Genomic DNA, 26,363 nt, shown 5'->3' on the forward strand with positions numbered 1-26,363 from the left:
TCACCGCCACTGGGTCATCCGGGTGACGGCCCCGACCTGCGAGATGGCGTCGACCGTGCCCATGCTGGTGGGAGGGGGCAAGGAAGCCGCGCACGGCACGCGGCCGGGAGGAGGACCCGTGACCCCCACCTCGCACGTCCCCAAGACCAGCCTTCTTCAGCAAGTCGAGCGAGCCGAGACGCGGTACGAGGCGCGTGCCGCGGCCCGGGAGCGGACCCGCCGACTACTCGACAGCCAAGGCGTCCTGCACGCCGATACGCCCGACCGCGTCGGCAAGCGCCTGGCCCGGCTCGGCGCGGACTGGTCACAGGCCACCGCGCTGGAGCACACCCCCGCCGAGACCGGCACCGGCCGCAGCATGCCCGGACTTTCCCCGGATCACTTCAGCGCCTCCCTGCTGGGACTGGAACGGCTCATGGGGCGCAACGACCTGATCGACGTCGGCTTCCTGGAGGCCGGTCACCTCGCGTCACGGCCCGTGGGCCGGGTGTCGGTCCAGGGTCCCGAGGCGCACTACGGCACGGGCTTCCTGATATCCCCGTCCCTGCTGCTGACCAATAACCACGTCCTTGCCGACCGCCACGAGGCAGGCCGTGGTGTGATCGAATTCAACTATCAGGCGGGCATCGGGGGCCGGCCGCTGGAGCCGGTGGTCTTCGACCTGGAACCGGGCCGGTTCTTCGTCACCGACCAGGACCTGGACTTCACCGTGGTCGCGGTGGCCGAGCGGAGCCGGGGCGGCGCGGGCCTCGACGGATTCTCCTGGCTGCGGCTGAGCGAGGCCCAGGGCCAGGTGATCCTCGGCGAGATGGTCAACATCATCCAGCACCCCAACGGCGAGCCCAAACAGCTGGCGCTGCGCGAGAACCAGCTGGTGGACCTGCTGGACGACTTCGTGCACTACGCCACGGACACCGCGCCGGGCTCCTCCGGATCGCCGGTCTTCAACGACCAGTGGGACGTCGTCGCCCTGCACCACGCCGGTGTCCCGCTCAAGGACGCGGACGGCCGCTATCTGTCGGTGGACGGCACCGTGTGGCAGCAGCACCACGGCGAGGACCGCCTGGCCTGGAAGGCGAATGAAGGCGTACGCATCAGCCGGGTGCTCCAGGCGGTGCGGCAGGCCCCCTTGTCCGGCGCCGCCGTCGAGCTGCGGGCGAACCTCTTCGAGGCGACGGCACCGAGCCTCACACCTCCCGGTGCCCCGCAGGGCCTCATCGACGGTGGCGCCGCAGGGACGCCGACGGCAGCCTCCGACGCGGGCTTCGGGGCCTCCCCTGAGCCTGGCTCCGACACCGGCTCCGGCACGCTGCGGCTGACGGTGCCGCTGCACATCACCGTGGGCGTCACGGCCCGTGGGCAGGCCCCGGCGACGTCCGTCACCGCGGCGGTCGACGGCGGCCCTGGTCTCCGTACGCAGCCGGCGCCCCCACCGTCGGTGAACGGGCACGTGTCGCCCGCCGAGGCAGATCTGCGGGCCGCGCTCGCAGGCCTTGAGGCCGGCCGGGCCCGCCCGTACTACGAGCCGGAAGCCGACCGCGCGGCGCGGGAGACGTACTACGCGGGGCTCGACGGTGCCCAGCTGGGCCGACAGCTGACCGCCCTCCTGGAGCGCACTCACGAGCGTCAGCCCGCCTACAAGCCGATGCGGCTGCTGTACCCGTGGGTGGACCTGCACCCCGACGAGCAACTGCGCAGCATCTACTCCGGCCGGAGCTTCGCCCCCGAGGAGTTCATCCGCGCCGACGCGGCCGCGGAGGCCGCCCGGATCCAGCGCCTCCAGGAGATGGCCCTGCGCGAATCCGCCCTCGGCCCGGAGGCGATCGAGGCGGAGATCGACGCCCTGGAGGCGTCCCTCGCGTTCAACTGCGAGCACGTGGTGCCGCAGTCCTGGTTCAGCAAACGCGAACCGATGCGCGGCGACCTGCATCATCTGTTCGCCTGCGAGACCAACTGCAACAGCTTCCGCAGCAACATCCCGTACTTCGACTTCACCGATGTCGAAGAGGTCGTACGCACCGACTGCGGGCGCCGGGAGGCCCAGGGCTTCGAGCCGTCCGCGGGCAAGGGCGTCGTCGCCCGAGCGACGCTGTATTTCCTGCTGCGATACCCCGGGCAGGTAGGAGACGCGGCGCGCGAGCTTCGGCCCGAGCGCCTCGACATGCTGCTGACCTGGCACGAGGCGGAGCCCGTCGGTGCGTACGAACGACACCGCAACTTCGCCGTCGCCGAGATCCAGGGCAACCGCAATCCGTTCATAGACCACCCCGAGTGGGGACGGGAGATCGACTTCAGTCACTCCTGGTAGCGCGGATGACTCCTGGTGGCGCGGATGCCGGCTGCGCTTGGACCAGCAGGACGCCTTCGCCACGGCCGCGGGCGAACCTCCCGGACGGCAGCCAGAGGAATGTGGGTGATCATCCGCCACGGTTCGTGGTACGGGAACGGGTCACGGAACCGATTCGGCACCGGGCCGAGGATCGACGTCGGTCAGGACGGGCAGCCGGTGTCCGCCCAGCATTTCCGGGGCCGCCCACAGCTCGCCATCGACGACTACCCGCGAACCTGGCGCGCCGACCGCACCAGTCCGCGGAACGGGCGGAACCACAGGTCGGCACCGCCGGGTTCGTCCTCGAATCCGGCGAGCGCGAGGAGCTGCCGTCCGTCCTCACCTACGTAGAAGTACTCCGCCACCTCTGCCGAAGACGCCGGGACGGCGGGAGCACGCTCGGTCAACTCATCGGCGAGCGATCGGGCCGCCGCGGCGTCCTCGGTCTCGTACCAGGTCGCGGTGAAATAGTGGGCGGCTCCATCACGTCGGCCCGCGAAGCGGTAGGGCCCGTAACGGCCTGGTGGGTCGGCCGAGTACAGCGCCTGGACGGCACTGCCGAGAGTCTGCTGGTTGCGAGGGTCGGCGGCGAAGGCCAAGTGCGCGTCGGAACCTGCCCATTGGGCGAAGTTGAGGATGGTCCGGCCGTCGGACCCTGCCAGACAGTGCCGCGCAAGGTAGGCGGCCGGCAGCCGGGCCTCCTCCCAGGCGTCCATGACGCCGGACATGACCTTCCGCTGTTGTTCGGGTCCCTCCGTGTGCCATAGGGACGCCAGGATGAGGCCCGCGTCCGGACGGTCAGGTTCAGGCAGTGCGACCGGCCGAAGGCCGGAAACGATGGCGGTCATGGCACCAGCCTCCGGCCTCAACCGCGGTTGAGGTCAAGTCCGCGATCGGGGATACGGTTCGCCCAGCGCATCGGGCAAGAGAAGACCGCCGACCGGAGTCCCGGAGTGCGGCCCTCCTCCGGCCCGCTCGACGAAGCCTTGCCACACGCTGCACGTGTCGGCCGACCCGGCGAACTGCCGGGCCCCGCACGGTGACGACCAACAGTTACGTCCCACGTGGAACGGTTCTGCTCGGCGGGGTCTCTCACTACCTGTACGGGTGTTCCCCACTGAGAGAAGTTGTTCCGCATGGTTCGTCGCTTTCGCGTACTGCTGTTGACCGCACTGATGCTGGTCGCGGGCTCGATGATGTCGTCCGCTCCGGCCTTCGCCGTCATCGGCGGCTCAAAGAGCAGTTACGGCCCTTGGGCGGTACGGATGCTCGTCGACGGCAAACCGGCGTGCACCGGGACCGCGGTCGCACGCCAGTGGATCCTCACCGCCTCACACTGCTTCTACGAGCAGGCGCTGCCGGTCGCCGACAAGAGGATCTCCTTCCGGGTCGGCAATCTCGACATGCGCAGGGGCACCAAGGTCCTCCCCATACCGGGCAAGCGCGTGGGCAGTGCCCGCGCCGACATGATGCTCGTCAAGGTCCCGCCGATGAACGTCCCCACGGCTCGCCTGTCCACGGCGGGCGTCCGCACCGGTCAGGCCGTGCGCCAGTACGGGTGGGGCGCCACCTGCACCAGCGACGAGAGCGCCTGCCAGTCCCCCGTCCTCAAGCAGTCCGACCTGAAGGTCGTACGGCCCAATGACCCCCTGTGCGCGGGCCACACCGCACCGGGCGGCCCGGACTTCTGCATGAAGAAGGTGAAGGGGATTCCCGCCGGTGGCGACTCCGGGGGCCCGGTGATGACGGTCGGACCGCGCGGCACCGAAACCCTCATCGGCGTCTTCAACGGCTCCGACCGGGAGAAGAGCGCCGAGGCCGGCGAGGTCTCCCAGCAGCTCTCCTGGATCCGCTCGGTCATTCGCCGATAGGGCGCGCGCAGCACGCGGCGGCGCGTCGTCGAGGCCGACAGCAAAGGACTTGGCGGGCGCGCCGACCGGTGGCGCCCGCCCACGTCATGGAAACGGCCAAGGGGCCGTTTCAGATTTCTCTGAAACGGCCCCTTGATCTGCGACTCTTTCGAGTCGGGACGACAGGATTTGAACCTGCGACCCCTTGACCCCCAGTCAAGTGCGCTACCAAGCTGCGCCACGTCCCGGTGTGCTCTGTGCGGTGTCCCGCGTGATCACAGGTAGAACTCTACCCCACGCACGAGGGTGCTCCGTTCCCCGGTGACCACCGTCAGGCACGCGCGACAATCCACGTATGAGCACTGCACCTGGACCGTACGACAGTGGCCGTGAGCGCGATCGCGACGAGGAGGGAAGGGCCCGCAACCAGCGGCCCCGCGACGGGCTCGGACGGCCCTTGCCCTATGGCACGGACGGCGTGGCCCGGCAGCCCGAGGGCGTCGTGCGCACGCCCGAGGAGTCCGTCGCCGAGGCACAGGCCCTGCTGGACGCGGGGCGGCCCTTCCACGCGCACGAGGTCTTCGAGGACGCGTGGAAGTCGGGCCCGCCGGCGGAGCGGGACCTGTGGAAGGGGCTGGCCCAGCTGGCCGTCGGGCTGACCCACGCGGCCCGCGGCAACACCAAGGGCGGGGCGCGGCTGCTGCTGCGCGGCGCGGGGGCGGTCGCGGGCTGGCGCGGGGGGCCGGACGGACTGGAGCGGCCGTACGGGATCGATCTCACGGAGCTGGTCCGCTGGGCCGAGGCGCTGGCCGACCTGCTGGAGCGCGAGGGGGCGGCGGTGGACGCGGCGGCCCGTGCGCCGCGGCTGCGCGGGGGCGCGGCCGGGTAGCGGAAGCCGGCCCGGCACGCCGCCACCACACCGGCCCCGCCCCACAAAGCCCCAGCCCCACGGAAACGCACGGCCCAGTAGCAGAAGCCGCCCGGCACGCCGCCACCAGACCGGCCCCGCCCCACAAAGCCCCAGCCCCACGGAAACGCACGACCGAGCAGCAGAAGCCGCTCGGCACGCCGTCACCGGACCGGCCTCGCCCCGCATGCACGGGCCCGGCCCCGGTGTGAGGGTGGCCGTGTGACGATGACCGATCAGCCGGCTCCCGCCGCGGCGCAGGCACCGCCCGTCCTCGACCGGCGCCGCCGCAATGTCGTCTTCGTGACGATCATGCTGGGGATGCTGCTGGCCGCCCTCGACCAGACCATCGTCGGCACCGCGCTGCCGACGATCGTGTCGGATCTGGGCGGGGCGGAGCACATGTCGTGGGTGGTGACGTCGTACCTCCTCGCGGAGACCGTCGCCACCGTGCTCGTCGGCAAGTTCGGTGACCTGTTCGGGCGGAAGGTCGTCTTCCAGGTCTCGGCGGTCATCTTCATCACCGGGTCGTTCCTGTGCGGCCTGGCGACGAACATGACGCTGCTCATCGCCTGGCGGGCGATGCAGGGCATCGGCGCCGGCGGTCTGATGGTCACGTCCATGGCGCTGATCGCCGACGTCATCCCGCTGCGCGAGCGCGGCAAGTACCAGGGCGCGATCGGTGCCGTCTTCGGGGTCTCCACCGTCATCGGACCGCTGCTCGGCGGTCTCTTCACGGATCACCTGAGCTGGCGCTGGGCGTTCTACGTCAACGTGCCCATCGCGATCGTCGTGGTCATCGCCGCCGCCCGGACCATTCCCGTCGTGAAGTCGGCGCTGCGGCCGGTCATCGACTATCTGGGCATCGCGCTCGTCGCGATCGGGGCGAGCGCGCTGATCCTGGCGACGAGTTGGGGCGGCAACCAGTACGCGTGGGCGTCGCCCACCATCATCGGTCTCTTCGTCGGCGGCCTTGTCGCGCTGGCGGTGTTCTGTGTCGTCGAGACGCGCGCCGCCGAGCCGATGCTGCCGATGCGGCTCTTCGCCGATCCCGTCTTCACGGTCTGTTCGATCCTCAGCTTCATCGTGGGCTTCGCGATGCTCGGCGCGCTGACGTTCCTGCCGACGTATCTCCAGTACGTCGACGGGGACTCGGCCACCGTCTCGGGTGTGCGGACGCTGCCCATGGTGATCGGGCTGCTCATCGCGTCCATCTTCAGCGGCAACGTCGTCAGCAAGACGGGCACGTATCGCATCTTCCCGATCGTCGGCGCCCTGGTGATGGCGCTGGGGCTCTATCTGCTCTCCCTCATGGGCAGCGCCACGAGCGCGTGGCTGGAGTCGGTGTACATGTTCGTGCTCGGCGCCGGTATCGGTCTGTGCATGCAGGTCCTGACGATCGCCGTGCAGAACACCGTCGCGTACGGGGACCTGGGCACCGCCACGTCGGGTGTGACCTTCTTCCGGACGCTGGGCAGTTCCTTCGGCACGGCGGTGTTCGGGACCATCTACGCCAACACCCTCGCGCCGAACCTGGAGGACGGCGTCGCGGCGGCCGCGGGCACCGGCGCCGCGGACCCGGCGACGATCGCGAAGGCGGCGCAGAGTCCGCAGGGAGTGCACGGGCTGCCGGCCCCGGCGGCGGGGCCGGTCGTCGAGGCGTACGCGGACACCCTGCACACCGTCTTCCTGTGGACCGTGCCCGTGGCGCTCCTCGGGTTCCTGGTGGCGCTCTTCCTCAAGCAGGTGCAACTGCGGGACAGCGCGCGGATGGGCGCGCCCGACATGGGCGAGGGCTTCGCGCAGCCGGCCCCCGCGGACTCGGGGCATGTCCTGGAGCGCAGCGTCGCCGGGATCATCCGCAATGTCGGCATGAACACCGCGCGCGGCATCGTCCGGGACTCCGACACCCGCCTGGACATCGCGGGCGCCTGGGCGGTCATGCAGGTGTCGCTCTTCACCCGGATGGTCGGGTATGCCGGCCTCGGCCTGATCGCGGCGCGGCGCCGGCTTCCGCCCGAGGTGCTCGTGCCGGTTTTCGACCGGATGGTGGACGAGGGATATATGACCCGCACAGGCACGTATTTCTCGCTGACGCCCGCGGGGGAACGCGAGGCGGAGGTCATCGGCGCGGCGTGGTCGGCCTGGCTGGGCGAGGAGATCGAGAAGGACCTCGGTCGGCCGTCGGACGAGAAGCTGACTGCGGCGGTGGACGTCATCGCCAAGCGGCTGCTCGCGGAGGACCTGGAGCAGGGGCTGACCCCCGAGACGGCGGGCGCGTCGGCCTCGCGTTGAAGTGGCCTCGCGGTGAGATGACCTCGTCGCCGCGCGGTCGGGCGGCCACGCCGCTACGCGGTGCATGGCGCTACGCCGTGTACTGGGCCCGCAGTTCCCGCTTGAGGATCTTCATGCTGGGGCCGAGCGGGAGCGCGTCGGTGAACTCCACGCGGCGCGGGTACTTGTGGCGGCCGAGGTGTTCCTTCGACCACGTGATGACCGCTTCGGGGTCCTCGGCCGCGCCGGGCGCCGCGACGACGACGGCGCAGACCTCCTCGCCGTGGACGGGGTGGGCCAGGCCGATCACGGCGGCCTGCGCTATGCCGGGATGGCGCATCAGGACCTCCTCGACCTCGCGCGGGTAGACGTTGAAGCCGCCGCGGATGATGACGTCCTTCTTGCGGTCGACGATGGCCAGGAAGCCGTCGGCGTCCTTGGTGCCCAGGTCGCCGCTGCGGAACCAGCCGTCGACCAGTGCCTCGGCGGTGGCCTCGGGGCGCCCCAGGTAGCCGGAGAAGACGTTGTGGCCGCGGATCACGACCTCGCCCAGCTCGCCCGTCGGCAGGAGTTCGACGCGGTCGTCGACGTCGGCGCGGGCGATCTCGACGTCGACGCCCCACAGCGGATGGCCGATGGTGCCCGCCTTGGTGCCGAAGTCGGGCTGGTTGACGCAAGCCGCCGGGGACGTCTCGGAGAGCCCGTACCCCTCGTACACGGGCGTACCGAAGGTCTCCTCGAAGCGTTCCAGTACGGCGACGGGCAGCGAGGCGCCGCCGGAGACGCACAGGCGCAGCTTCGGCAGCTCGGGGGCGGACGCGGCGGCGGCCACGAGGCCGACGAACATGGTGGGCACCCCGTGGAAGGTGTTCGCGCCTTCCGCCACCATCAGTTCGATGGCCCGCGCGGCGTCGAAGCGGGGCAGCAGGACGAGCGTCGCGCCCGCCCGCCAGGTGGAGTTCATGGAGACGGTCTGGCCGAAGGCGTGGAAGAGGGGCAGCGCGCCGAGCGCGATGTCGTCGGGGCGGACGTCGTTGGCGTCGAAGGCGTTGACGGTCGCGTTCATCACGAGGTTGAAGTGACTGAGCACGGCGCCCTTGGGGACGCCGGTGGTACCGCTGGTGTAGAAGACGACGGCCGGGTCGTCGGCGTCGCGGGTGGCGTACGTGGCCAGGGGCTCGGTGTCGCCGGCCAGGGCCGCAAGCTCTCCCTCGGCGCCCAGTTCCAGCATGCGTACGCCGGTGGCCTCGGCGGTGGCCCGGCCGGTCGGGGCCTGCGCGGGGTGGCACAGGAGGAGGCGCGCGCCGCTGTCCCGCAGGACGTGCTCGACCTCCTCGGCGGCGAGCAGCAGATGGACGGGGACGACCACTCCCCCGGCGGCCAGGATGGCGTAGTAGGCCTGCGGGAACTCGGCGGTGTTCGGCGCCATCAGGGCGACGCGGTCCCCCGGCCGCACGCCGAGTTCCGCGAGAGCGGCGCCCTGGGCACGCGCCTCGTGCCACAACTCCCTGAAGGACAGCCGCAGTTCACCCTCGACGAGGGCGGTGCGGTCCGGGTGGCGGCGGGCGGGTTCGGCGAGGATCGCGGCGAGGGACAGCGTTGCCATGAGGGGTGGTGCTCCGTTCCGTGCGGCCTTGCGGTGGTTCGGATCTGCGGACTGCTGCTGAACTGCTGCCGGGTGTCGGGTCAGACGCGCTCGACGAGGAGCGCGCTGCCCTGGCCCACGCCCACGCACATCGTGGCGAGGCCCCGTGAGGCACCGGTGCGGCGCATGCGGTGCAGCAGCGTGGTGAGGATCCGGGCGCCCGAGCAGCCGAGGGGGTGGCCGAGCGCGATGGCGCCGCCGGAGGGGTTGACCAGCTCCGGGTCGAAGCCGAGGGCGTCGACGCAGGCGAGCGCCTGGGCGGCGAACGCCTCGTTGAACTCCGCCTCCTGGACGTCGGCGACGCTCCAGCCGACGCGGTCGAGCGCCTTGCGGGTGGCGGGGACGGGCCCGAGGCCCATGACGTCCGGATGCACGCCCGCCGACGCACCGGCGGCGTACCGCCCGAGGGACTCCAGGCCCAGGTCGTTCAGGGCCTCCTCGCTGACGAGGAGCAGCCCGGCGGCGCCGTCGTTCATCGGCGACGCGTTGCCCGCGGTGACGGAACCGCCCTTGCGGAAGACCGGCTTCAGGCCGCTGAGCTTCTCGTACGAGGTGTCCTCGCGCACGCATTCGTCCGCGTCGACGATCACGCCGTCGGGGCGGGTGACGGCCAGCAGTTCGTCGTCGAAGTGGCCGTTCTTGCGGGCGGCGGCGGCGCGCTGGTGGCTCCGCAGGGCGAAGGTGTCCTGGCGCTCGCGGGAGACGCCGTGGCGCTCGGCGACCTCCTCGGCGGTCTCGCCCATCGCGAGGACGCCATGCAGGTCCTTCATTCTCGGGTTGGTCAGCCGCCAGCCGAGGCGGGTGTCGGCGGTCTCCATGCGGTGCGGCAGCGCCTCGTCCGGGCGGGGCAGGACGAAGGGGGCGCGGCTCATGGACTCGGAGCCGCCCGCCAGCACGATGTCGGCCTCGCCCGCGGCGATGGTGCGCGCGGCGGTCGTGACGGCTTCGAGTCCGGAGGCGCAGAGCCGGTTGACGGTGGCGCCGGGCACGGACTCGGGGAGGCCCGCGAGGAGGGCGGCCATGCGGGCGACGTTGCGGTTGTCCTCGCCCGCCTGGTTGGCGGCACCCCAGTAGATGTCGTCGATCCGCGCGGGGTCCAGCTGCGGCAGGTCGGCGAGGAGTCCGCGTACGACGCCCGCGGCGAGGTCGTCGGGGCGGACGGTGGAGAGGGCGCCGCGGAGCTTGCCGATGGGGGTGCGGCGGGCGGCGGCGAAGTGGACGGTGCGCACGATACGGCTCCGGATCGTTTTGCGGGTCTCGCTGCGGATGAGCTCTGTTACGCGTAAATTAGCGCTGCTAGTTTTGGAGTCTATGCGGGAGGTGGGGGCTGTGGGAAGGGGGGCCGCCGCCGGACCCGCGCCCCCGCCCGCGCGCCCTACTCCTGGCCGCGCCCCAGTTCCGCGAGGCGGGCGAGGGCGGGCAGCGCGTCCGTGATGGCCTGGCGCTGCTCGGGGGTCAGCTGCTCGACGAGCGGCCGCAGATGGCGCGAGCGGTCGGCGCGGCGGGAGCGGCCGACCGCGCGGCCCGCTTCGGTGATGTGGACCAGGACGGCACGGCCGTCACTCGGATCGGGGCGGCGCTCCACCAGGCCGTCCCGCTCCAGGCGCGTCACCAGCTGCGTGATGCCGGGTTGGCTGACCTGCTCGGTCTTCGTCAGGTCGGTCAGCCGCCGCGGGCTGCCGCCGAACGCGAGGGTGTCGAGCACCGACAGGGTGGTGAACGGCAGCTTCTCCAGCACGGGGAGGCGGATGTAGAAGCGGTTGAAGTTCTCGATCGCCGCGGTGAAGGCCTCGACGTCGAGATCACCGTCCGGATCGTGGGCCCGGCCGCCGTCCGGAGCGTCGGCCTTGCCGCCGTCCAAGACGTCGTCCAGGACGTCGTTGAGGTCGCCTCGCAAGGCGGTGTGCAGTTCGTTGTTCGGCATGTCGTCCACTCTAAGAATGCGTCGCTTGCTTATGTAAGCTTCTTATGTTGTTCGCCCGGCCGTCGCATGGGGGCCCGGAAAGCGCCGGATCGGCGCGGGAACACCTGATCGTTTGTGCGACATCTGTTCACGGTGGGTGAACGCCCATAAGCTGAGCGGCCTTCGCGCGATGGGGGTCCCATGAGCGGTCTCCGTACGGTCATCATCCGCCTCGTGATCACGTGCGCCGCGGTGCTGTCGCCGGCCGCGGGAGTGGCACCCGCCGCGGCCGTGACGCCGGGCTGGTCGGCGCTGCCGGTGCCGGCGGCGGCCCCGCCGGTGACGGTGTCCGGTCTCGCCGCCCGCGGGCCTGGCGCGGCCTTGGCCACCGGGTACGAGGACGCCGCCGATGGACCGCGGCCGATGCTGTACCGGTGGGACGGCAAGGTATGGAGCCGGGACACCACCTTCCCCGGTGCCGGCGAGCCGGGCCGGCTCGGCAAGGTGCGGTTCCTCGGCGAGGAGCCGTGGATCTACCACGACCGCGCTGGAGGAGGAGAGATCCTGCGACGGTCGGCGGGAGAGTGGAGCGCCGTCCCGCTGCCGCGGACCCTGCGGGCGTACCAGGACTTCACGGCGGTGCCGGGCGCCGCATGGGTGGTCGGTGAGGACGACACCGGGCCGAAGGTGTGGCACTACGACGGCTCCGACTGGACCGCACAGCCCGCCCCGGACGGTGTGCGCCACCTGATGGGGATCACCGCGCGTACCGCCACCGACGCCTGGGCCTGGGGGAACACCGATTCCGGGACCGTCATCCTGCGCTGGGACGGCACCGCCTGGCGGGACGCGAAGGTGTCACTGCCGGCCAGCAGCAACGTACACACGATTCTCGTCGAGCCCTCGGGCCGGGCCACCATCGGCGGCGGCCAGTACGTCGACGGCTTGATCCGCACCTACCTGATGACCTGGAACGGACACACCTGGCGCACCGCCCACCCCCCGCTGGGCGACACCCATACCGAGGCCATGGTGCGTGGCCCGGACGGCGCGCTGTGGCTGCCGGTGCGCAGTGACCGCGCGTTCCAGTCGAAGTACGCACGGGTGAACGGCGCCCGCACCACCTTCTCCTACGGCCCCGAGCGCACGAACGCCATCGACGTCAAGCCCCGGGCGCTGGCGCGCGCCGGTTCCGCGCTGCTGTCCTTCGGCACCGTCGAGGTCTACGGCTCCGAACCGAACCTGATGAGCGAGCGGCTGGGAGGCTGACCATGGCACGCCGACTTGTCGCCGCGGCCCTCGCCGCCGCCCTGACCCTCAGCGCCCTCATGGCCTCGGCCGCCGCGGAGACCCGGTCGTCCTGGCAGCACGTCCCGGTTCCGGCGCAGGTACGCCCCCAGGCCGGGCTCAACGAAGCCGTGGCGTTCGGCCCGGACCGGGCGTGGGCCGTGGGCACGGACGCCGTCGGCCGCGAGGCGCCGGGCTTCCCTCTGATGCTGCGCTGGGACGGAACGGCGTGGCAGCGACAGAGCCTGCCCGGGGACGGCAGGCAGGGCGAGCTGCTGTCCATCGCGGCGACCTCACCGACCTCGGCCTGGACGGTCGGCCGCGATACGGCCGGCGGCGCCCGCCTGCTCCGTTTCGACGGCAGCGCCTGGCACGAGACCCGGCCGCCGCGCGGTGTCGCGCTGACCAAGGTCGTCGCAGGCGGCGGCGAGACGTGGCTGATCGGCTCGCGGGACGGCGCGCAGGTGTTGCTGCGCCGGGACGGACGCGACTGGCAGGAGGTGCCGGCGCCGCCGGGAGCCGTGTACGGCCTGCACGTCAAGGCGGCTGACGACGTGTGGGCCGCGGGCGAGACCAACTCGGGGGCAGCCGTGTCGCATTGGGACGGGCAGGCCTGGGAGCAGACGATCGTGTCCGGCTTCCCGCGGTCGGCCGTCGGCAGTGTGCTCGCGGTCTCGAAGACGGAGGTGTGGGCGGGTGGCACGTCGGGGTTCGTCGGCGGCCCGGTGGGCAAACCGATTCCGCCCCTGCTGGCCCGCTGGGACGGGCAGACGTGGAGCCGGGTGACCATGCCCACCGACTTCGGCTCGGTCAGCTCACTGACGCCCTCCCCGTCCGGCGAGCTGGCCTGGGTCTCGGTGGCCCGCTCACAGAAGCGGGCCGAGCCGGGCGGCTATCCGCCGATCGTTCCCGGGCCGGACTTCCTCGCGTGGGGCGGGCAGTCGTTCACCGGGCACAGCGAACCGGCGGTGGCCGGGGAGGGCGAATCCTCGACGGTGCGGCTGGCACCGGTGCCGGGGACCGGCACGGGCACGGTGTGGTCGGTCGGCCGCGCCGAGGGCCCCGGGGGTACGTTCGCGCCGCGCATCCTGCGGTTCGGGTGAGACGGCCCCCGGCTCACCTCCCCTCGCCGGGCGGCGTGCCGCAGCTCGGGCCGCCCGGTCCGTCGAACTGCACCGAGCTGAAGAAGTCCTGGTACGTGGGGAAGAAGTTGCCCTTGCCCGTCGGCCCGGCGGACGTCACAGCCGTACAGCCGCTGTAGTTCGCGTCGGACCAGAGGTAGATGGTCGAGGGCGTGCGGTTCCAGTCGGACTTGGCCCGGTCGTTCATGCCGAGCGCGGCGAGATCGGGGGTGTTCCCCCGGAGCGTGATCATGTCGCCGGTGCCGTCCAGACCCGAGAACATGCAGTAGTGGCCGTCGGGACAGCGGTCGTACCCGTCGGCCGCGTGTGCCGTGGAGACCGGCATCGTGGCGGCGGCCGCGGCGGTCACCGCCACGAGCAGTGCGGAGAACTTGCGCCTCATGTTCCTCACAGGCCTCATATTCCTCACACGCCTCATATCGCTCATCGTCGCTCCTCCGCTTGCACTCGTCGGTCCAGGGGCCGTCGACCCCCTCGCCAGCCTGAGGGGGCGCTCGGCATCCCGCGATCCCTCGAAGGAGTGAGCGCGCGGCGGCGCGCTACCCGCCCCCCGTGCCGAGTGCGATGCGCACGGCGCCGCCGCGCGCATCCACCCGGCCGGCCCAGCTCCCCGGGATCCGCAGCGACCGGTTCGGGATCGCCTGGCGCCGACGTCGCGCGCGGTACAGGGTCCGGCCGTCCTGGGTGATCACCAGCGTCGGACGCGCGACGAACTCCCTGGTCCGCAGCGTGAATCCGGCACCGCCGTCGCCCGGCTCGTCCGGAGTCAGACGGTTGGGCGCGATCCAGGCCAGCGGCGCCGTGACCCGCAGCGGGACCGACGCCGATGGCCAGTCGCCGTCGGAGAGGTAGCGCCGCACCGCGGCGGCTGCGGCGGCGCCCTCGCAGGCCACCACGCGTGCCGGTTCGGCGGCGTGCAGGACGTTGCCGACCGCGAAGACGCCCCGCTCTGCGGTGCGGAAGGCACTGTCGACGGCCGGGCCGCGGGTGCCGGGGTCGAGCGGCACGCCGCCGTGTCGCGCCAGTTCGTGGTCGGGCACGAAGTCGCCGGTGAAGACCACCGTGTCGCAGGCGAGGTGTGCCGTCCTGCCGTCGCGGTGCCGCAGCCGGACGCCCGACAGCCGGCCGTGCCCGAGGAGTTCGGTGACGGTGGCGTCCGTGAGCAGCGGGACGCCGCGCAGCAGCCGGGCCCCGGCCGCGCGGCCACGCGGTGCCTGGTGGTGGGGGTGCTCCGTGACCAGCGCCGCGACCTCGACCCCGGCGCTCCGCAGCAGGTCCAGGGCGGCGAAGCTCACCGGTTCCGCGCCGACGACGACGGCCCGGGTGCCGATCCGCTGCCGGTGGCCGTGGACCGCCCGCTGCACCTCGCCCGTGGTGAACACGCCCGCGGGCCGCGTGCCCGGCACCAGGCGTGCGCCACGCGGCCGTTCGCGCGCGCCCGTGGCGAGGACGACGGCACGGGCGGTGATCCGCTCCAGGCCGCGCGGGCTCGTGGTGTCCAGGGTGAGAACGTCCGGCCTGGCGGTGACGGTGACGCCGGTCCGCAGCACCGCTCCGGCGCCGACGGCCGCCGCCACGCAGCGCTCCGCGTACTGCGGCCCGGTCAGCCCGAGGCGGCCGAAGCCGCCGTGCGCGCAGTACCGTGCGGCGCCGCCCGCCTGCTGGTCCCGGTCGACCACTTCGACCTCGCCCGCGCCCGCCGCGGCGAGCCCCGCGGCGGTGGCGAGTCCCGCCGGGCCCGCGCCCACGACCAGCACGTCGACGATGCGCTCACGCCTCATCCGGACACCGCCCCCCACCCTGTTCGAAGTCCCCGCCGCTTTCGAGGAGTTGCCGTATCGCGGCCCCGCAGTAGAAGCCCTGGCAGCGTCCACCGCGCGCCCGCGTGCGGCGCCGCAGCCCGTCCGGCGAGGCGGGCGGGACAGTGCTCGCGAGCGCGTCACGGATCTCGCCGTGCGTCACCCGCTCGCAGTGGCAGACCACGGTGCCGTAGGCGGGGTCGGTGGCGATGAGGTCCGCGCGCTGGTACGGGCGCGGGAATGCCTCGCCGAGGTTGGGCATGCGTACGGGAGCCAGATCACCCGGTTCGGCGAGGTCCAGGCCAGTGGTGGCGAGGAGTTCGGTGACGTGGGAGGCGATGGCCAGGGACGCGGTGAGCCCGGTCGAGCGGATGCCGCCGACCGTGACGTACCGCTGCTCTTTGTGGGCGGCGATGCGGTAGTCGTCGTGCTCGGTGGCGGCGCGCAGTCCGGCGTAGACCGCGGTGACCTCCTCGTCGAGCAGTTCGGGCAGGATGCGCCGGCCCTTCTCGCGCAGCGCGGCGATGCCCTCGGCGCTCGTCCCGGTGGCCGTCTTGTCGTCCAGGTCCTCGGCGGTGGGGCCGAGGAGGACGTTGCCGTACACGGTGGGGGCGACCAGGACGCCCTTGCCGAGCGCGGTGGGGACGGGCAGCAGGATGTGGGTCAGCAGGCCGCGGGCGAACTTGTCGAAGACGATGAGCTGGCCCCGGCGCGGGTTGACGGTGAAGTCGTCGTGGCCGAGCAGGCGGTCGACGGCGTCGGCGTGCAGACCCGCGGCGTTGACGAGGTACCGGGTGTGCAGGGTGCCGCGGCCCGTCGTCAGTTCATGCCGTCCGCCGCGCTGACTCGCCTGTGACACGCGGCAGTTGAGGTGCAGGTCGACGCCCGCGCGTACCGCCTGCGTGGCGTACGCGAGGGTCGTCGTCCAGGGGCAGATGATGCTCTCCCCGGGCACGTCGAGGGCGCCGCGCGCGCCGGGGCCGAGGTGCGGCTCGCGGGCCCTGACCTCCTCGGGGCCGATGATCCGCGCCTGGTCGTGGCCGTTGCGGACGGCCTTGTCCAACAGCCCGCGCAGGGCGGCCAGTTGCTCCTCGTCCCAGGCGACGAGGAGTGCGCCGACCGGCTCCACGGGGATGCCGGACTCGGCGGCGTACGCGGTGAGGAGCCGCTGCCCCTCGCGGACGAGGCGGGACTCCAGGGAGCCGGGCACGGCGTCGAAACCGGTGTGCAGGATCGCGGTGTTGGCCTTGGAGGTGCCTTCGCCGACGTCGTTCGAGGCGTCCACGAGGGCGACGTCCAGGCCGGGCCGGCGGGCCAGTTCGCGGGCGATGGCCGCGCCCACGACGCCGGCGCCGATCACGGTGACGTCGTACGTCGTGTCCGGCACCGTCCCGTGCCTCGTGACGTGCCCGGCGCTCTTGGCGGGGCTCATGAGGGCGTACGTCCAAGCAGTGCCGTCACGGCCGACCGGAAGCCCGCGAGGCGTTCGGCCGCCTCGTCCGCGCCGATCCGCGGCGCGTAGACGGCGGCGGGCCGCCACGCGGGGATCGCGTCGGCGAGCGGCAGGCCCGGGTCCAGGCCGACGCGGGCGACGGCGGCGGCGCCGAGCGCGGTCGCGTCCGGCGACGCGGAGACTTCGACGGGGAGTTGAAGCAGGTCGGCCTGGGTCTGCATGAGCAGGGCGGAGCGCGTGAGGCCACCGTCGACCCGCAGGCTCGTCAGGGGTTCGCCCAGGTCTGCCGCGACCGCGTCGGCGAGGGAGACGACCTGCGCGGCAATGCCCTCGCACAGGGCGCGGACCAGGTGCCCGGCGGTGGTGTCGAGGCCGAGCCCGGTCAGTGAGCCGCGCAGGTCGCCGCGCCACCAGGGGGCCGCGAGGCCTGCGAGCGCGGGGACGAAGGTGACGCCGCCCGCGTCGGGGACGGCGGAGCCCACGGGGTCGAGGTCATCGGCGCCGGTGATCACGCCGAGATCGGTGAGCCAGCGGACGGCGGATGCGACGGTGTAGACCTGCCCGTCGAGGCAGTAGCTGCTCTTCCCGCCCAGCCGCCAGGCGACGCAGCTGACCAGTCCCGAGTCGCCGCGGCGGGGCCGCGCGCCGGTCTGGGCGAGCAGGAACGCCCCTGTGCCGTAGGTGCACTTGGCGCTGCCCGGCTCCGTCACGTCCTGGGCGAGCAGCGCGGCCTGCTGGTCGACGAGGAGCCCGGTGAGCGGGATCTCGGGGCCGAACGCGGTGGTGGTGCCGACGTGGCCCGCGGCGTCGACGACGGCGGGCAGGCGCTCCTCGGCGAGTCCGTAGATCTCCAGGGCGCGCGGTGACCATGTGACGTCGTCGAGGTCGAGGAGCTGGGTGCGGCCCGCCGTCGCGGCGTCGGTGACGTAGGCGCCGGTGAGCCGGTGGACGAGCCAGGCGTCGCTGGTGGTGACCACGCCCCGCCGGGTGAGGTGGCGGCGTATCCACGCCATCTTGGGCGCGGCGAAGTAGGGGTCGAGCGGGAGGCCGGTGAGCTGCCGCAACTCCGCGGCGTGCTCGTCGAGTTCCTCGCAGACCGTGGCGGCGCGGCGGTCCTGCCAGACGAGGGCCTGTGTGAGCGGTTCACCGGAGTCGGGGTCCCAGGCCAGGACCGTCTCGCCCTGGTTGGCGAGGCCGACGGCGGCGACCGGTTCGCCCGCGTCGGCCAGGGCCTGCCGGCCCGCGTCGAGGACGGAGGAGAGCAGCTCGGCGGGGTCGGCCTCCACCAGGCCGCCGGGCAGGAAGCGGGGCCGGACGGCCGCCGTGCCCGAGCCGATGACGCCGCGCTCCGGGCAGACCACGAGGGCCTTCGTCCCGGAGGTGCCCTGGTCGACGGCGAGCACGGGCCGCCGCGCCGGGGGCCGCTCATTGCTGATCACCGCGGAAGCCTGCTACAGGCGGGCGGAGGGCGTCAAGGGAACGGGACGGCCGCGTGGAGATGTCCCGAATCGGCCGCGACGCGACAAGGGCGGAACATCAAATGGGCGTCCGGCGCGCCGTGTTGACAAAAGCCGGTCACAAAAGATCCAAGAAGTGCCGTGGAACCGGAAAGCCCGGATCTACACTGACCGCCGAGCAACATCGACAACCCCCTCTCGCTCCCGGCCAGTTCACGCTCTCCGCCTCTTCCCCCAACAGAGGACTCATGCCCATGCCGTCAGGCAGCCCCGTGTATCACCCGGCGGGCCACGACGAACCGCTGCGCGCGGTGCTCCAGGACCTCAAGGCGGGCCGCTGGGTCTCCACGCGCAATCTGCTGACCGAGACGCCCGACTGGGGGCTGTGGACGCAACGTACGCAGATACTGGCGGCCGCCGTCGCCGGCTCCGACGTGGTGCGCGCCTGGCGCGCCGAGGAGCCGCACAGCACCTCGGCCGCCGTCCTGCACACCCGGGTCCTCGTGGAGCGGGCCCTGCGCGCGCACCGGGCGGGACACCGGCGGACCAACGACCTGTGGCGCGACGCGGTCACCGCGTGCGCCGCCACGTCCGCCCTGTCGCCGGAGGACCCGGTGCCGTGGGTCTGCCTGCTCGCCCTGGCCCGTCTTGACGAGGGGCAGCGGTGGGACGAGCACCGCGTCGCGCCTCCGGAGCCGATGCTCTTCCCCGGCCCCTGGCAGCTGCTGGCCGAGGCCGACAAGCGAGATCCGGGCAACCGCGAGGCGTACCACCGGATGCTCCAGTTCGCGTACGGGCGCCGCTCCGGGGGCCCGCTCACCGAGGCGTACAACTTCGTGCAGTGGGCGGCGGCCTCCGCGCCCGCCGGTTCGGCGCTGCACCTGCTGCCGCTGTACGTGCGCGTCGAGCGCTACCGCAGGGAAGCGGGCAACGAACGGGCGCTGGACCTGCACTGGATCTCGGAGGACGCGACTCGGGGCGCGCTGCGCGCCCTGCATCTGTGGTTCGACCACGCGCTGCCCGCGGCGACCTCGCTCCTGGACCTCAACCACCTGGCGCACGCCCTGTGGGGCGCGCATCAATTCCACGACGCGTCACGGGTCTTCGAAGCCCTCGACCCCTTCTACACGGTCGTGCCGTGGACATACCGCACCCACTCCCCCGGCGACGCGGACGCGGCCGCCGAGGTCTTCGCCCAGGCCCGCTCCCGCTGCTTCGCCGCCTCCCGCGACACGCGCTGACCCCGGCGGGCCGCCCCCTCGCTCCCCGTTCCCCACCATCGCTCACCCTCCGGAGGTACATCCGTGTCCCGCACCACCTGGTCGTCGAGCACCGTCCCAGCGCCACGCCAGGACGAGGAGCAGAAGCTCAGAGAGCTCGGCTACCAGCCCGTCCTGGCCCGCCGCATGGGTGCGTTCGGCAACTTCGCCATCAGCTTCTCCGTGATCTCCATCCTCTCCGGCTGCATGACGCTGTACGGCTTCGGCATGAACACCGGCGGCCCCGCCGTGATGCTCTGGGGCTGGGCCGGCGTCGGCCTCTTCGTGCTCTGCGTGGGCCTCGCGCTCGCCGAGGTCACGAGCGCGTACCCCACGTCCGGGGCGCTCTACTACATGGCCGACCGGCTCGGCGGGCGCCGCTGGGGCTGGTACACGGGCTGGCTGAACCTGCTCGGTCTGCTCGGCGCGATCGCGGGCATCGACTACGGAGCGGCGCTGTTCACCGGAGCGTTCCTGAACCTGCGGTTCGGCTTCGAGCCGACCCCGGAGAAGACCTTCCTGATCTTCCTGTGCATCCTGCTCGTGCACGCCCTGCTCAACCTGTTCAACGTACGTCTGGTGAGTCTGCTCAACTCCATCAGCGTGTGGTGGCACCTGGCCGGTGTGGCCGTGATCGTCGGGGCCCTCGCGATCGTCCCGGACCACCACCAGTCGCCGTCGTTCGTCTTCGGCGAGTTCTTCGACGGCACCGGGTGGGACAACCCGCTCTACGTGACGGCGATCGGCCTGCTCCTCGCGCAGTACACGTTCTCCGGATACGACGCGTCCGCCCACCTGTCCGAGGAGACCTCCAACGCGTCGGTGACCGCGGCGCGCGGCATCGTGCGCGCCATCTGGGCGTCGTGGATCGCCGGTTTCGTGCTGCTCGCCGGGCTCACCTTCGCGATCCAGGACTACGCGGGCACGCTGGGCACGGGTACCGGGGTGCCGCCCGCCCAGATCATGATCGACGCGGTCGGCGAGTCCGGGGCGACCGCGCTGCTGCTCATCGTCATCGTGGCGCAGCTGTTCTGCGGCAACGCCGAGACGGCCGCCGCGAGCCGGATGGTCTTCGCGTTCTCCCGCGACAACGCGCTGCCCGGCTCCGCCCTGTGGCGCAAGGTCAGCTCCCGCACGCAGGTCCCGGTGCCCGCGGTGTGGCTGTCGGTGGGCCTCGCCGCCGCGATCGCCCTGCCCTCGCTGTACTCGGCGACCGCGTACACCGCCGTGACCGCCATCAACGTCATCGGCATCACGCCCGCCTACGCCATCCCGATCTTCCTGCGGCTTCGCGCGGGCGACCGCTTCCGGCCCGGCCCGTGGAACCTGGGGCGCTGGAGCAGGCCCATCGGCTGGGTCGCGGTGGTCTGGGTGGCGTTCGTGACGGTCCTGTTCTGCCTGCCGCAGGCCTCGCCGGTGACGGTCAGTTCGATGAACTACGCGGCGATCGCGCTGGCCGTGGTGCTGGTCCTCGCCACCGTGTGGTGGTTCGTGGCGCGCCGCTCGTACAGCACCCCGCAGGCGTACGGCTCGGACCGCGAGCAGGCCGAGGTCGCGGAGGGCATCGTCTGACGGAGGTCAGGCGCGCGCCGCCTCCTGGCGGGCGGCGCGGCGGGCCCCGGCCAGGAGCAGGCCGCACGCGACGAGGAGCGTTATACGGGTTCGTACAACCGCTGGGAAAGATGGGTGGGCCACCGATGGGTGCGCTGCGCACACCGCGCGAGAAATGGGTCGAGGAAGGGCTGCGGGCGCTGGCGGCGGGCGGTCCGGACGCCGTCCGGGTCGAGGCGCTGGCCAAGGCGCTGGGGGTGACCAAGGGCGGGTTCTACGGCTACTTCGCCAATCGCCGGGCACTGCTCGACGCCATGCTGAACGCGTGGGAGCGGGAGTGCGTCGACGACGTCCTGGACCGGGTCGAGCGGGAGGGCGGCGACCCGCGGGAGAAGGTCCGGCTGGCGGGACGGCTCACCTTCTCCGGCGACAGGCTGCTGCCGATCGATCTGGCCGTGCGCGACTGGGCGCGCCGGGACGAGGCGGTCGCCGAGCGGCTGCGCCGGGTGGACAACCGGCGAATGCAGCTGGCGCGCGACGCGATCAGTACGTTCTGCTCCGATCCCGATGAGGTGGAGGCCCGCAGCCTGCTCGCCTTCTGCATGGCGATCGGCAGCCACTTCCTCGCCGCGGACCACCCGGACCGCGGCCGCCCCGAGGTCATGACCCGCGCGGCCGACCTCATCCTCGGCCTCTAGAGCCTCTGGAACGGGCGCGGTGGTTCAGAACGCGGGGCGGTCGTTGAGGATCTTCTGGAACAGCCGGTGGTCGCGCCAGGCCCCGTTGATGTAAAGGGACTTGGGCGCGACCCCGTACTCCTGGAAGCCGCATTTGACCAGCACGCGCTGCGAGGCGGTGTTGTGCAGCAGGGTGCCCGCCTCGACGCGGTGCAGGCCGAGCCGGGTGTCGGCGACCTCGCAGGCGTGGCGGGTGGCGGCGGAGGCCAGGCCGCGGCCGGTCTGTTCCGCGTCGGTCCAGTAGCCGAGGATCGCGCTGCGGGCCGGGCCGAGCACGATGTTCGACAGGGCGGCGTGTCCGACGATCTCGCCGCCGTCGACGAACACCCAGTGCACGGCGCGGCCCGCCGCGGCCTCCGCCAACTGCCCCTGGATCCGCTCGGCCTGGCCCTCGGTGGTGAAGAAGGCATCGGGCCGGTCGGGGTCCCAGGGGGCGAGATGGTCGCGGTTGCGCCGATGGGCGCGGGCCAGCGCGTGCGCGTCGTCGGGCGTGACGGGCCGCATGAGGACGCCCGCCGCGAGTGTCACCTCTCCACCGATCATGCGAACCAGCGTACGAGAGGCGGGGCGCGGCGGGGTCAGCGGCCGCCCGCCACCCTCAGGACCGTGCCCGTGGTGTACGAGGCGTCGTCCGAGAGCAGCCACGAGACAGCCGTCGCGATCTCCTCGGGTCGGCCGGAGCGTCCCATCGGGATGCCGGCGGCGAGCTTCGCGGGACGCTCGGGGTCGGCGTGGAACTCGGTCCAGATGACGCCGGGAGCCACGGCGTTGACCCGGATCCCGTCCGCGGCGACCTCCTTGGCCAGGCCGACCGTCATGGTGTCGACGGCGCCCTTGGCGGCGGCGTAGTGGACGTACTCGCCGGGCGAGCCGAGGGTCGCGGCGGCGGACGAGATGTTCACGACTGCCCCGCCGCCGTTCGCCTTCAGGTCCCGCACGGCGCGCCGGGCGCAGAGCAGATACCCGAGTACGTTCACCTCCAGCGCCCTGCGCATCCCCTCGGCGTCGGCCTCGGCGAGGGGGCCGACGGGGCCGCTCACCCCGGCGTTGTTGACGAGCCCGGTGACCGGGCCGAGCTCCGCCGCGGCGGTCTCGAAGAGGCGGTCGACGTCCGTCTCGTCGGCGGTGTCGACCCGCACGGTCACGCAGCGCCGCCCGGCGGCGCGGACCGCCGCCGCGGCCTTCTCCGCGGCGGCCTCGTCGGAGCGGTAGCCGATCGCGACGTCATGGCCGTCCTCGGCGAGGCGCGCGCTGACGGCGGCGCCGATACCGCGGCTGCCGCCGGTGACGACGGTGACGGGGTGGTGCTGCACGGGGTCCTCCGGTTCTGGTGGATGGTTTGCGCGGCGAGGCCCTGCGGGGTGGGGCCGCCCGGCGGGCGCGATCTTGCTGCGTACGTCCGGGATGACTGCCCTGGCCTACGCGCCGCGGTCTTGCTGCGGGCGCCCCGGACGGCTGTCCTGGCCTACGCGCCGCGATCTCGCCACGGACGCCGGGACCGCTGGCCTGACCGCTGCTTCGCGGCGATGCTTTCCCGCCCGCAGCGCCGGGGCCCGGTGGCGGGCTTACCGCCCCGTCGCGGGAACCACCGCGTCCTCCGGCGCCGCCGCCTCCGCCGGCAGGCTGTCCATGAACGAGCTGACGGAGAAGACCGCGTTGCCGGGCCCGGCCGGGCCGTAGCCAGGCGGCGAGGAGAGACCGTTGGCCTCCATCGTCGCGCGGTAGGCCTCCAGGAGCCGCACGTGGTACTCCAGCGGAGCACCCTGCGGGTTCGCCTTGCCGAGCGGAGTCGTGGGCTCCGGGCACCACGTGGTGAAGCGGGGCGTGATGCCGCGCGACATGAAGTACTGGAGCCCCTCCACCGTCGAGCCGATGGCCTCGTCGACCGTCTTGAAGCCGAAGGGCTCCGCCATCTCCACGCCCGCCACGAAGTTCGGGATCACATTGCGCGGGCCGAACACCTCGGCGGAGTCCAGGATGCGGCGGTGCCACTCGTCCCGTCCGACGTAGCGCTCCTTGCCGGGGCAGTACCGCTCGAAGAGGTACGGGTCCCACACCTCGTAATTGGGGTGGTAGATCCGTACGCCGTAGTCGTGGAAGCGCTGCACGTCCGCCTTCGGCAGGGCCTGGGCGACGACCTTGCCGATCCAGCGGCCGGGGAAGCGCTCCTCGATGGCCTTCGCGTACTGCCCGTAGAAGTCGGCCTCGTCCTTGCCCTGGAGCTGCGTGGTGATGGCGCCGCCGGTGAGCGTGTACGCGGTGGACGACTTGTTCGTGTCGTACTTGTCGATGATGGCGAGGGCTTCGAGGACCTCGTCCATCGGCTTCACGCCCGTGTAGGGGCGACCCGCCGCCTTCTGCTGGCGCCAGTTGTGGTTGATGTCGCAGTACTGGCACTCCTCCTTGGCGCCGAAGTACTGGCAGACCCGGAAGACCGTCAGATAGATGAGGTAGCCCCACTGGATGGTGGGCGCCACCTCCATCACCGACTTGCCGTTCTCCAGCGTGTGCCGGTAGTAGTCCGGCATCGGGGGCAGGCCGACGTCGGAGATGCGTACGCCGTCCAGGTAGAGGCCGAGCACACCGTGGTCGTCGGCGGCGACGCGGTAGGGCGAGGAGGGGTTCACGCGGACCGAGACGACGGTGCGGCGCAGCCCGTAGGGGCCGCCGGTGAGGACGATCTCCTCCGGCGGGCGACGAAGGGCAGCGGCGCCCAGCTCGGGGAGCGTGCCGTGGTCGAAGGAGAAGATGAAGTACGACTTCGGCTTGACCTCGCCGCCCTCGTTGTCACTGAGCGCCGACTCGTCGAAGGCGATGCCGCCGCGCAGCAGATCCTCCTTGATCACCGCTTCCCGTGGCACGTGCGGGAACCGCTCCATGAGCGATTCGATGAGCTCGGTACGGCTCTCGCTGCGGCTTGGCATGGGCCGGGCACCTCGGATCCTGTTGGTCGGTCTGTCCCGTCCACGCTAATACGCCCCCGATCCGCTCCGGATCCGGCTCCGGTCTCAGGCCGCCTCCGCCGCAGGTCTAGGCTGCGGATGGTGCGCCCTCGCGGGCGCCGCCCCTCCCGTCGGCGGCGGTCAGGCGGCGGGCCTCTCCCCGGCCGTGCGGCGGCGCAGCGCCGGCGTGGTCAGGGCCGGCGGCGTCCACACCCCGTCCGGCGGGTAGACGTCGGTGCCTGGCGGCACGATGGCGTCGATCCGGTCGAGCGCCGCGTCGTCCAGGGCCACGGACGTGCCCTTGAGCGTGGCCCGCAGCTGCTCCATCGTGCGCGGGCCGATGATCACGGACGTGACGGCGGGGTGCGCGAGCGGGAAGGCGATCGCCAGCTCGGGAAGCGTGCAGCCCACCTCCTCGGCCACGGCGACGAACTGCTCGACGGCCTCCAGCTTCGCGGCGGTGAGCGGCGCCGTCGGATCGAAGCGGCCCGGGTGCAGGGTGGGGCGCCCGGTGCTGAGATCCATGGCCCGGCCCTTGCGGTAGCGGCCGGTCAGGAACCCGGAGGCCAGGGGGCTCCAGGTCAGCGTGCCCATGCCGAGGCGCTGGGTCACCGGCAGTACGTGCTTCTCCACGCCTCTGGCCAGCAGCGAATAGGGCGGCTGCTCGGTGCGGAACCGCTGGAGCCCGCGCCGGTCGGCGACGTGGTACGCCTCGACGATCTCGTCCGCGGGGAACGTGGAGCAGCCGAACGCCCTGATCTTGCCCTGGCGCACCAGGTCCGTGAGGGCGGAGAGCGTCTCCTCGATGTCGGTGGTGTGGTCCGGCCGGTGCACCTGGTACAGGTCGATCCAGTCCGTCCCCAGCCGCCGCAGGCTGTCCTCCACGGCCCGCACGATCCAACGCCGGGAATTGCCGCCCCGGTTGGGGCCCTCACCCATGGGGAAGTGGAACTTGGTGGCGAGCACGACGTCGTCGCGGCGGCCTTTCAGCGCCTTGCCGACGATGGTCTCGGACTCCCCGGCGGAGTACATGTCGGCGGTGTCGACGAAGTTGATGCCCTCGTCCAGCGCGGCGTGGACGATCCGGGCGCAGTCGTCGTGGTCGGCGTTGCCGACGTGGCCGAACATCATGGTGCCCAGGCAGTAGGGGCTGACCTCCATGCCGGTCCCGCCCAGAACGCGGTGGCGCATGCAACTCTCCTTGACCATGCTCGGTTGGGTGCACGTGGACCTGCTCGGACCCACCTGGGACCCACTCGGATGCCGCGACCCTACGAGGTGGAGTGCGCTCCAGGGCAAGCGCGACCGGCGTCACACCGCCCTGGCACGCGCCTGCGACACCCACCCCGCGGAGACGGCGAGCACGGCGGCCGTCAGGCCGGCCCCCACCGCGACGGGTGTGACGTATCCCGGCACGTCGTCGGTGGCATGGCTCCGGCCGTCGCCCGTCTGACACACGAACCGCAAGGGCAGGTACTCCACCCGGTGGTCGACGGCCGCGACGCCCCACGCCTGCGCGTCCGCTTCGGCTCAGGGACGGACGGGCGCGGAGCCCGCCCCGCCGTCCTCCGCGTCGAGGACGGTCAACGCGACGCAGAGCAGCCCCCAGGTGTAGACGGCGGCCGCGGCCGCCCCGGAGAGGGCGGCCAGGGAGCGCAGCACGACCGGGCGGTCCCAGCCCCGGACGCCATGCGCGCCGAGCCTCCCGAAGCCGTACCCCGCGAGACCGAACGCGGTGATCGACGCGACGAGCAGCAGGACCGGCAGCAGGATCGACGCAGACATCCGCCAAGTCCAGCACACGGGCGCCAGGCGCCTTTCCTCCGGG

At 72.4% G+C, this 26,363-nt stretch carries 23 protein-coding genes and 1 tRNA gene; 9 read left to right on the forward strand and 15 right to left on the reverse strand.

All coding sequences use genetic code 11. From position 1 onward, the window contains the following. Positions 1 to 118 precede the first annotated feature (118 nt). Positions 119 to 2,308, forward strand: coding sequence for an endonuclease (locus tag ACF062_RS36060; protein WP_392143979.1), 2,190 nt, complete (start codon positions 119 to 121; stop codon positions 2,306 to 2,308). A gap of 245 nt (positions 2,309 to 2,553) precedes the next feature. Here ACF062_RS36060 and ACF062_RS36065 read toward each other — a convergent pair whose 3' ends face one another. Continuing rightward, on the reverse strand, positions 2,554 to 3,177 hold the full coding sequence (locus ACF062_RS36065) for a hypothetical protein (RefSeq protein ID WP_392143981.1): 624 nt from the start codon (positions 3,175 to 3,177) through the stop codon (positions 2,554 to 2,556). A gap of 288 nt (positions 3,178 to 3,465) precedes the next feature. Between ACF062_RS36065 and ACF062_RS36070 the strand changes: the two genes are divergently transcribed. Beyond that, complete coding sequence (locus ACF062_RS36070; protein ID WP_392143983.1) at positions 3,466 to 4,200, forward strand: S1 family peptidase; 735 nt, start codon at positions 3,466 to 3,468, stop codon at positions 4,198 to 4,200. 153 nt (positions 4,201 to 4,353) lie between these two features. On the opposite strand, the gene ACF062_RS36075 is transcribed toward ACF062_RS36070, so the two are convergent. Next, a tRNA-Pro gene (locus tag ACF062_RS36075) sits at positions 4,354 to 4,427 on the reverse strand. A 107-nt stretch (positions 4,428 to 4,534) separates the two neighbouring features. On the opposite strand from ACF062_RS36075, the gene ACF062_RS36080 reads away from it, so the two are divergent. Next, a complete protein-coding gene (locus tag ACF062_RS36080) occupies positions 4,535 to 5,068 on the forward strand; it encodes a DUF309 domain-containing protein (protein ID WP_392143985.1) in 534 nt (177 codons plus the stop codon). A gap of 246 nt (positions 5,069 to 5,314) precedes the next feature. After that, positions 5,315 to 7,381 (forward strand): MDR family MFS transporter, encoded by a 2,067-nt coding sequence (locus ACF062_RS36085; protein WP_392143987.1) that lies wholly within the window; start codon positions 5,315 to 5,317, stop codon positions 7,379 to 7,381. 70 nt (positions 7,382 to 7,451) lie between these two features. On the opposite strand, the gene ACF062_RS36090 is transcribed toward ACF062_RS36085, so the two are convergent. From ACF062_RS36090 to ACF062_RS36100, 3 genes are all read right to left on the reverse strand, one after another. Beyond that, positions 7,452 to 8,966 (reverse strand): long-chain fatty acid--CoA ligase, encoded by a 1,515-nt coding sequence (locus tag ACF062_RS36090; RefSeq protein ID WP_392143989.1) that lies wholly within the window; start codon positions 8,964 to 8,966, stop codon positions 7,452 to 7,454. 80 nt (positions 8,967 to 9,046) lie between these two features. Beyond that, the gene (locus ACF062_RS36095) at positions 9,047 to 10,234 is read right to left on the reverse strand and encodes a thiolase family protein (RefSeq protein WP_392143991.1); all 1,188 of its coding nucleotides are present in this window, start codon (positions 10,232 to 10,234) and stop codon (positions 9,047 to 9,049) included. A gap of 146 nt (positions 10,235 to 10,380) precedes the next feature. Continuing rightward, entirely contained in the window at positions 10,381 to 10,929 is a 549-nt protein-coding gene (locus ACF062_RS36100) for a MarR family transcriptional regulator (protein ID WP_356582745.1), read from the reverse strand. Between the two features lie 180 nt (positions 10,930 to 11,109). Between ACF062_RS36100 and ACF062_RS36105 the strand changes: the two genes are divergently transcribed. Next, positions 11,110 to 12,177, forward strand: coding sequence for a hypothetical protein (locus ACF062_RS36105; RefSeq protein ID WP_392143993.1), 1,068 nt, complete (start codon positions 11,110 to 11,112; stop codon positions 12,175 to 12,177). Positions 12,178 to 12,179: 2 nt separating this feature from the next. Beyond that, entirely contained in the window at positions 12,180 to 13,298 is a 1,119-nt protein-coding gene (locus ACF062_RS36110; RefSeq protein WP_392143995.1) for a hypothetical protein, read from the forward strand. A 13-nt stretch (positions 13,299 to 13,311) separates the two neighbouring features. Here ACF062_RS36110 and ACF062_RS36115 read toward each other — a convergent pair whose 3' ends face one another. The 4 genes from ACF062_RS36115 to ACF062_RS36130 form a co-directional block, all read right to left on the reverse strand. After that, entirely contained in the window at positions 13,312 to 13,719 is a 408-nt protein-coding gene (locus tag ACF062_RS36115) for a peptidase inhibitor family I36 protein (RefSeq protein WP_392143997.1), read from the reverse strand. A gap of 157 nt (positions 13,720 to 13,876) precedes the next feature. Next, a complete protein-coding gene (locus ACF062_RS36120; RefSeq protein WP_392143999.1) occupies positions 13,877 to 15,118 on the reverse strand; it encodes an NAD(P)/FAD-dependent oxidoreductase in 1,242 nt (413 codons plus the stop codon). Next, a complete protein-coding gene (locus tag ACF062_RS36125; protein WP_392144001.1) occupies positions 15,108 to 16,568 on the reverse strand; it encodes an FAD-dependent oxidoreductase in 1,461 nt (486 codons plus the stop codon). Before ACF062_RS36125 ends, ACF062_RS36120 begins: the two co-directional genes overlap by 11 nt. Next, positions 16,565 to 18,028, reverse strand: a complete 1,464-nt coding sequence (locus ACF062_RS36130; protein ID WP_392144003.1) for an FGGY family carbohydrate kinase — start codon at positions 18,026 to 18,028, stop codon at positions 16,565 to 16,567. Before ACF062_RS36130 ends, ACF062_RS36125 begins: the two co-directional genes overlap by 4 nt. 266 nt (positions 18,029 to 18,294) lie before the next feature. Between ACF062_RS36130 and ACF062_RS36135 the strand changes: the two genes are divergently transcribed. The 3 genes from ACF062_RS36135 (at position 18,295) to ACF062_RS36145 (ending at position 21,554) form a co-directional block, all read left to right on the forward strand. Further along, positions 18,295 to 19,287 carry a hypothetical protein gene (locus ACF062_RS36135; protein WP_392144005.1) on the forward strand — a complete coding sequence of 331 codons (993 nt, stop codon included), beginning with the start codon at positions 18,295 to 18,297 and terminating at the stop codon, positions 19,285 to 19,287. Between the two features lie 63 nt (positions 19,288 to 19,350). Next, positions 19,351 to 20,877, forward strand: a complete 1,527-nt coding sequence (locus ACF062_RS36140; protein ID WP_392144007.1) for an amino acid permease — start codon at positions 19,351 to 19,353, stop codon at positions 20,875 to 20,877. Between the two features lie 125 nt (positions 20,878 to 21,002). Further along, on the forward strand, positions 21,003 to 21,554 hold the full coding sequence (locus ACF062_RS36145) for a TetR/AcrR family transcriptional regulator (RefSeq protein WP_392144009.1): 552 nt from the start codon (positions 21,003 to 21,005) through the stop codon (positions 21,552 to 21,554). A 24-nt stretch (positions 21,555 to 21,578) separates the two neighbouring features. Here ACF062_RS36145 and ACF062_RS36150 read toward each other — a convergent pair whose 3' ends face one another. The 6 genes from ACF062_RS36150 to ACF062_RS36175 all read right to left on the reverse strand — a co-directional run bounded on the left by ACF062_RS36150 (position 21,579) and on the right by ACF062_RS36175 (position 26,320). Then, entirely contained in the window at positions 21,579 to 22,136 is a 558-nt protein-coding gene (locus ACF062_RS36150; RefSeq protein ID WP_392144011.1) for a GNAT family N-acetyltransferase, read from the reverse strand. Between the two features lie 35 nt (positions 22,137 to 22,171). After that, complete coding sequence (locus ACF062_RS36155) at positions 22,172 to 22,906, reverse strand: SDR family NAD(P)-dependent oxidoreductase (RefSeq protein ID WP_392144013.1); 735 nt, start codon at positions 22,904 to 22,906, stop codon at positions 22,172 to 22,174. A 252-nt stretch (positions 22,907 to 23,158) separates the two neighbouring features. Continuing rightward, entirely contained in the window at positions 23,159 to 24,517 is a 1,359-nt protein-coding gene (locus ACF062_RS36160) for a radical SAM protein (RefSeq protein ID WP_392144015.1), read from the reverse strand. Between the two features lie 159 nt (positions 24,518 to 24,676). Beyond that, positions 24,677 to 25,726 (reverse strand): aldo/keto reductase, encoded by a 1,050-nt coding sequence (locus ACF062_RS36165; protein WP_392144017.1) that lies wholly within the window; start codon positions 25,724 to 25,726, stop codon positions 24,677 to 24,679. Positions 25,727 to 25,846: 120 nt separating this feature from the next. Beyond that, positions 25,847 to 25,993 (reverse strand): hypothetical protein, encoded by a 147-nt coding sequence (locus tag ACF062_RS36170; protein WP_392144019.1) that lies wholly within the window; start codon positions 25,991 to 25,993, stop codon positions 25,847 to 25,849. A 72-nt stretch (positions 25,994 to 26,065) separates the two neighbouring features. Next, complete coding sequence (locus ACF062_RS36175; RefSeq protein WP_392144021.1) at positions 26,066 to 26,320, reverse strand: hypothetical protein; 255 nt, start codon at positions 26,318 to 26,320, stop codon at positions 26,066 to 26,068. Between the last annotated feature and the right edge of the window lie 43 nt (positions 26,321 to 26,363).

This window comes from Streptomyces sp. NPDC015345 (assembly GCF_043078805.1).
Taxonomy (GTDB): Bacteria; Actinomycetota; Actinomycetes; order Streptomycetales; family Streptomycetaceae; genus Streptomyces.

Bases quoted from the DNA above. Each gene is read 5' to 3' on its own strand.
- ACF062_RS36065 (WP_392143981.1), bottom strand. From the start codon at position 3,177: ATGACCGCCATCGTTTCCGGCCTTCGGCCGGTCGCACTGCCTGAACCT.
- ACF062_RS36070 (WP_392143983.1), top strand. From the start codon at position 3,466: ATGGTTCGTCGCTTTCGCGTACTGCTGTTGACCGCACTGATGCTGGTC.
- ACF062_RS36080 (WP_392143985.1), top strand. From the start codon at position 4,535: ATGAGCACTGCACCTGGACCGTACGACAGTGGCCGTGAGCGCGATCGC.
- ACF062_RS36085 (WP_392143987.1), top strand. From the start codon at position 5,315: ATGACCGATCAGCCGGCTCCCGCCGCGGCGCAGGCACCGCCCGTCCTC.
- ACF062_RS36090 (WP_392143989.1), bottom strand. From the start codon at position 8,966: ATGGCAACGCTGTCCCTCGCCGCGATCCTCGCCGAACCCGCCCGCCGC.
- ACF062_RS36100 (WP_356582745.1), bottom strand. From the start codon at position 10,929: ATGCCGAACAACGAACTGCACACCGCCTTGCGAGGCGACCTCAACGAC.
- ACF062_RS36105 (WP_392143993.1), top strand. From the start codon at position 11,110: ATGAGCGGTCTCCGTACGGTCATCATCCGCCTCGTGATCACGTGCGCC.
- ACF062_RS36110 (WP_392143995.1), top strand. From the start codon at position 12,180: ATGGCACGCCGACTTGTCGCCGCGGCCCTCGCCGCCGCCCTGACCCTC.
- ACF062_RS36115 (WP_392143997.1), bottom strand. From the start codon at position 13,719: ATGAGGCGCAAGTTCTCCGCACTGCTCGTGGCGGTGACCGCCGCGGCC.
- ACF062_RS36120 (WP_392143999.1), bottom strand. From the start codon at position 15,118: ATGAGGCGTGAGCGCATCGTCGACGTGCTGGTCGTGGGCGCGGGCCCG.
- ACF062_RS36125 (WP_392144001.1), bottom strand. From the start codon at position 16,568: ATGAGCCCCGCCAAGAGCGCCGGGCACGTCACGAGGCACGGGACGGTG.
- ACF062_RS36135 (WP_392144005.1), top strand. From the start codon at position 18,295: ATGCCCATGCCGTCAGGCAGCCCCGTGTATCACCCGGCGGGCCACGAC.
- ACF062_RS36145 (WP_392144009.1), top strand. From the start codon at position 21,003: ATGGGTGCGCTGCGCACACCGCGCGAGAAATGGGTCGAGGAAGGGCTG.
- ACF062_RS36150 (WP_392144011.1), bottom strand. From the start codon at position 22,136: ATGATCGGTGGAGAGGTGACACTCGCGGCGGGCGTCCTCATGCGGCCC.
- ACF062_RS36160 (WP_392144015.1), bottom strand. From the start codon at position 24,517: ATGCCAAGCCGCAGCGAGAGCCGTACCGAGCTCATCGAATCGCTCATG.
- ACF062_RS36165 (WP_392144017.1), bottom strand. From the start codon at position 25,726: ATGCGCCACCGCGTTCTGGGCGGGACCGGCATGGAGGTCAGCCCCTAC.
- ACF062_RS36175 (WP_392144021.1), bottom strand. From the start codon at position 26,320: ATGTCTGCGTCGATCCTGCTGCCGGTCCTGCTGCTCGTCGCGTCGATC.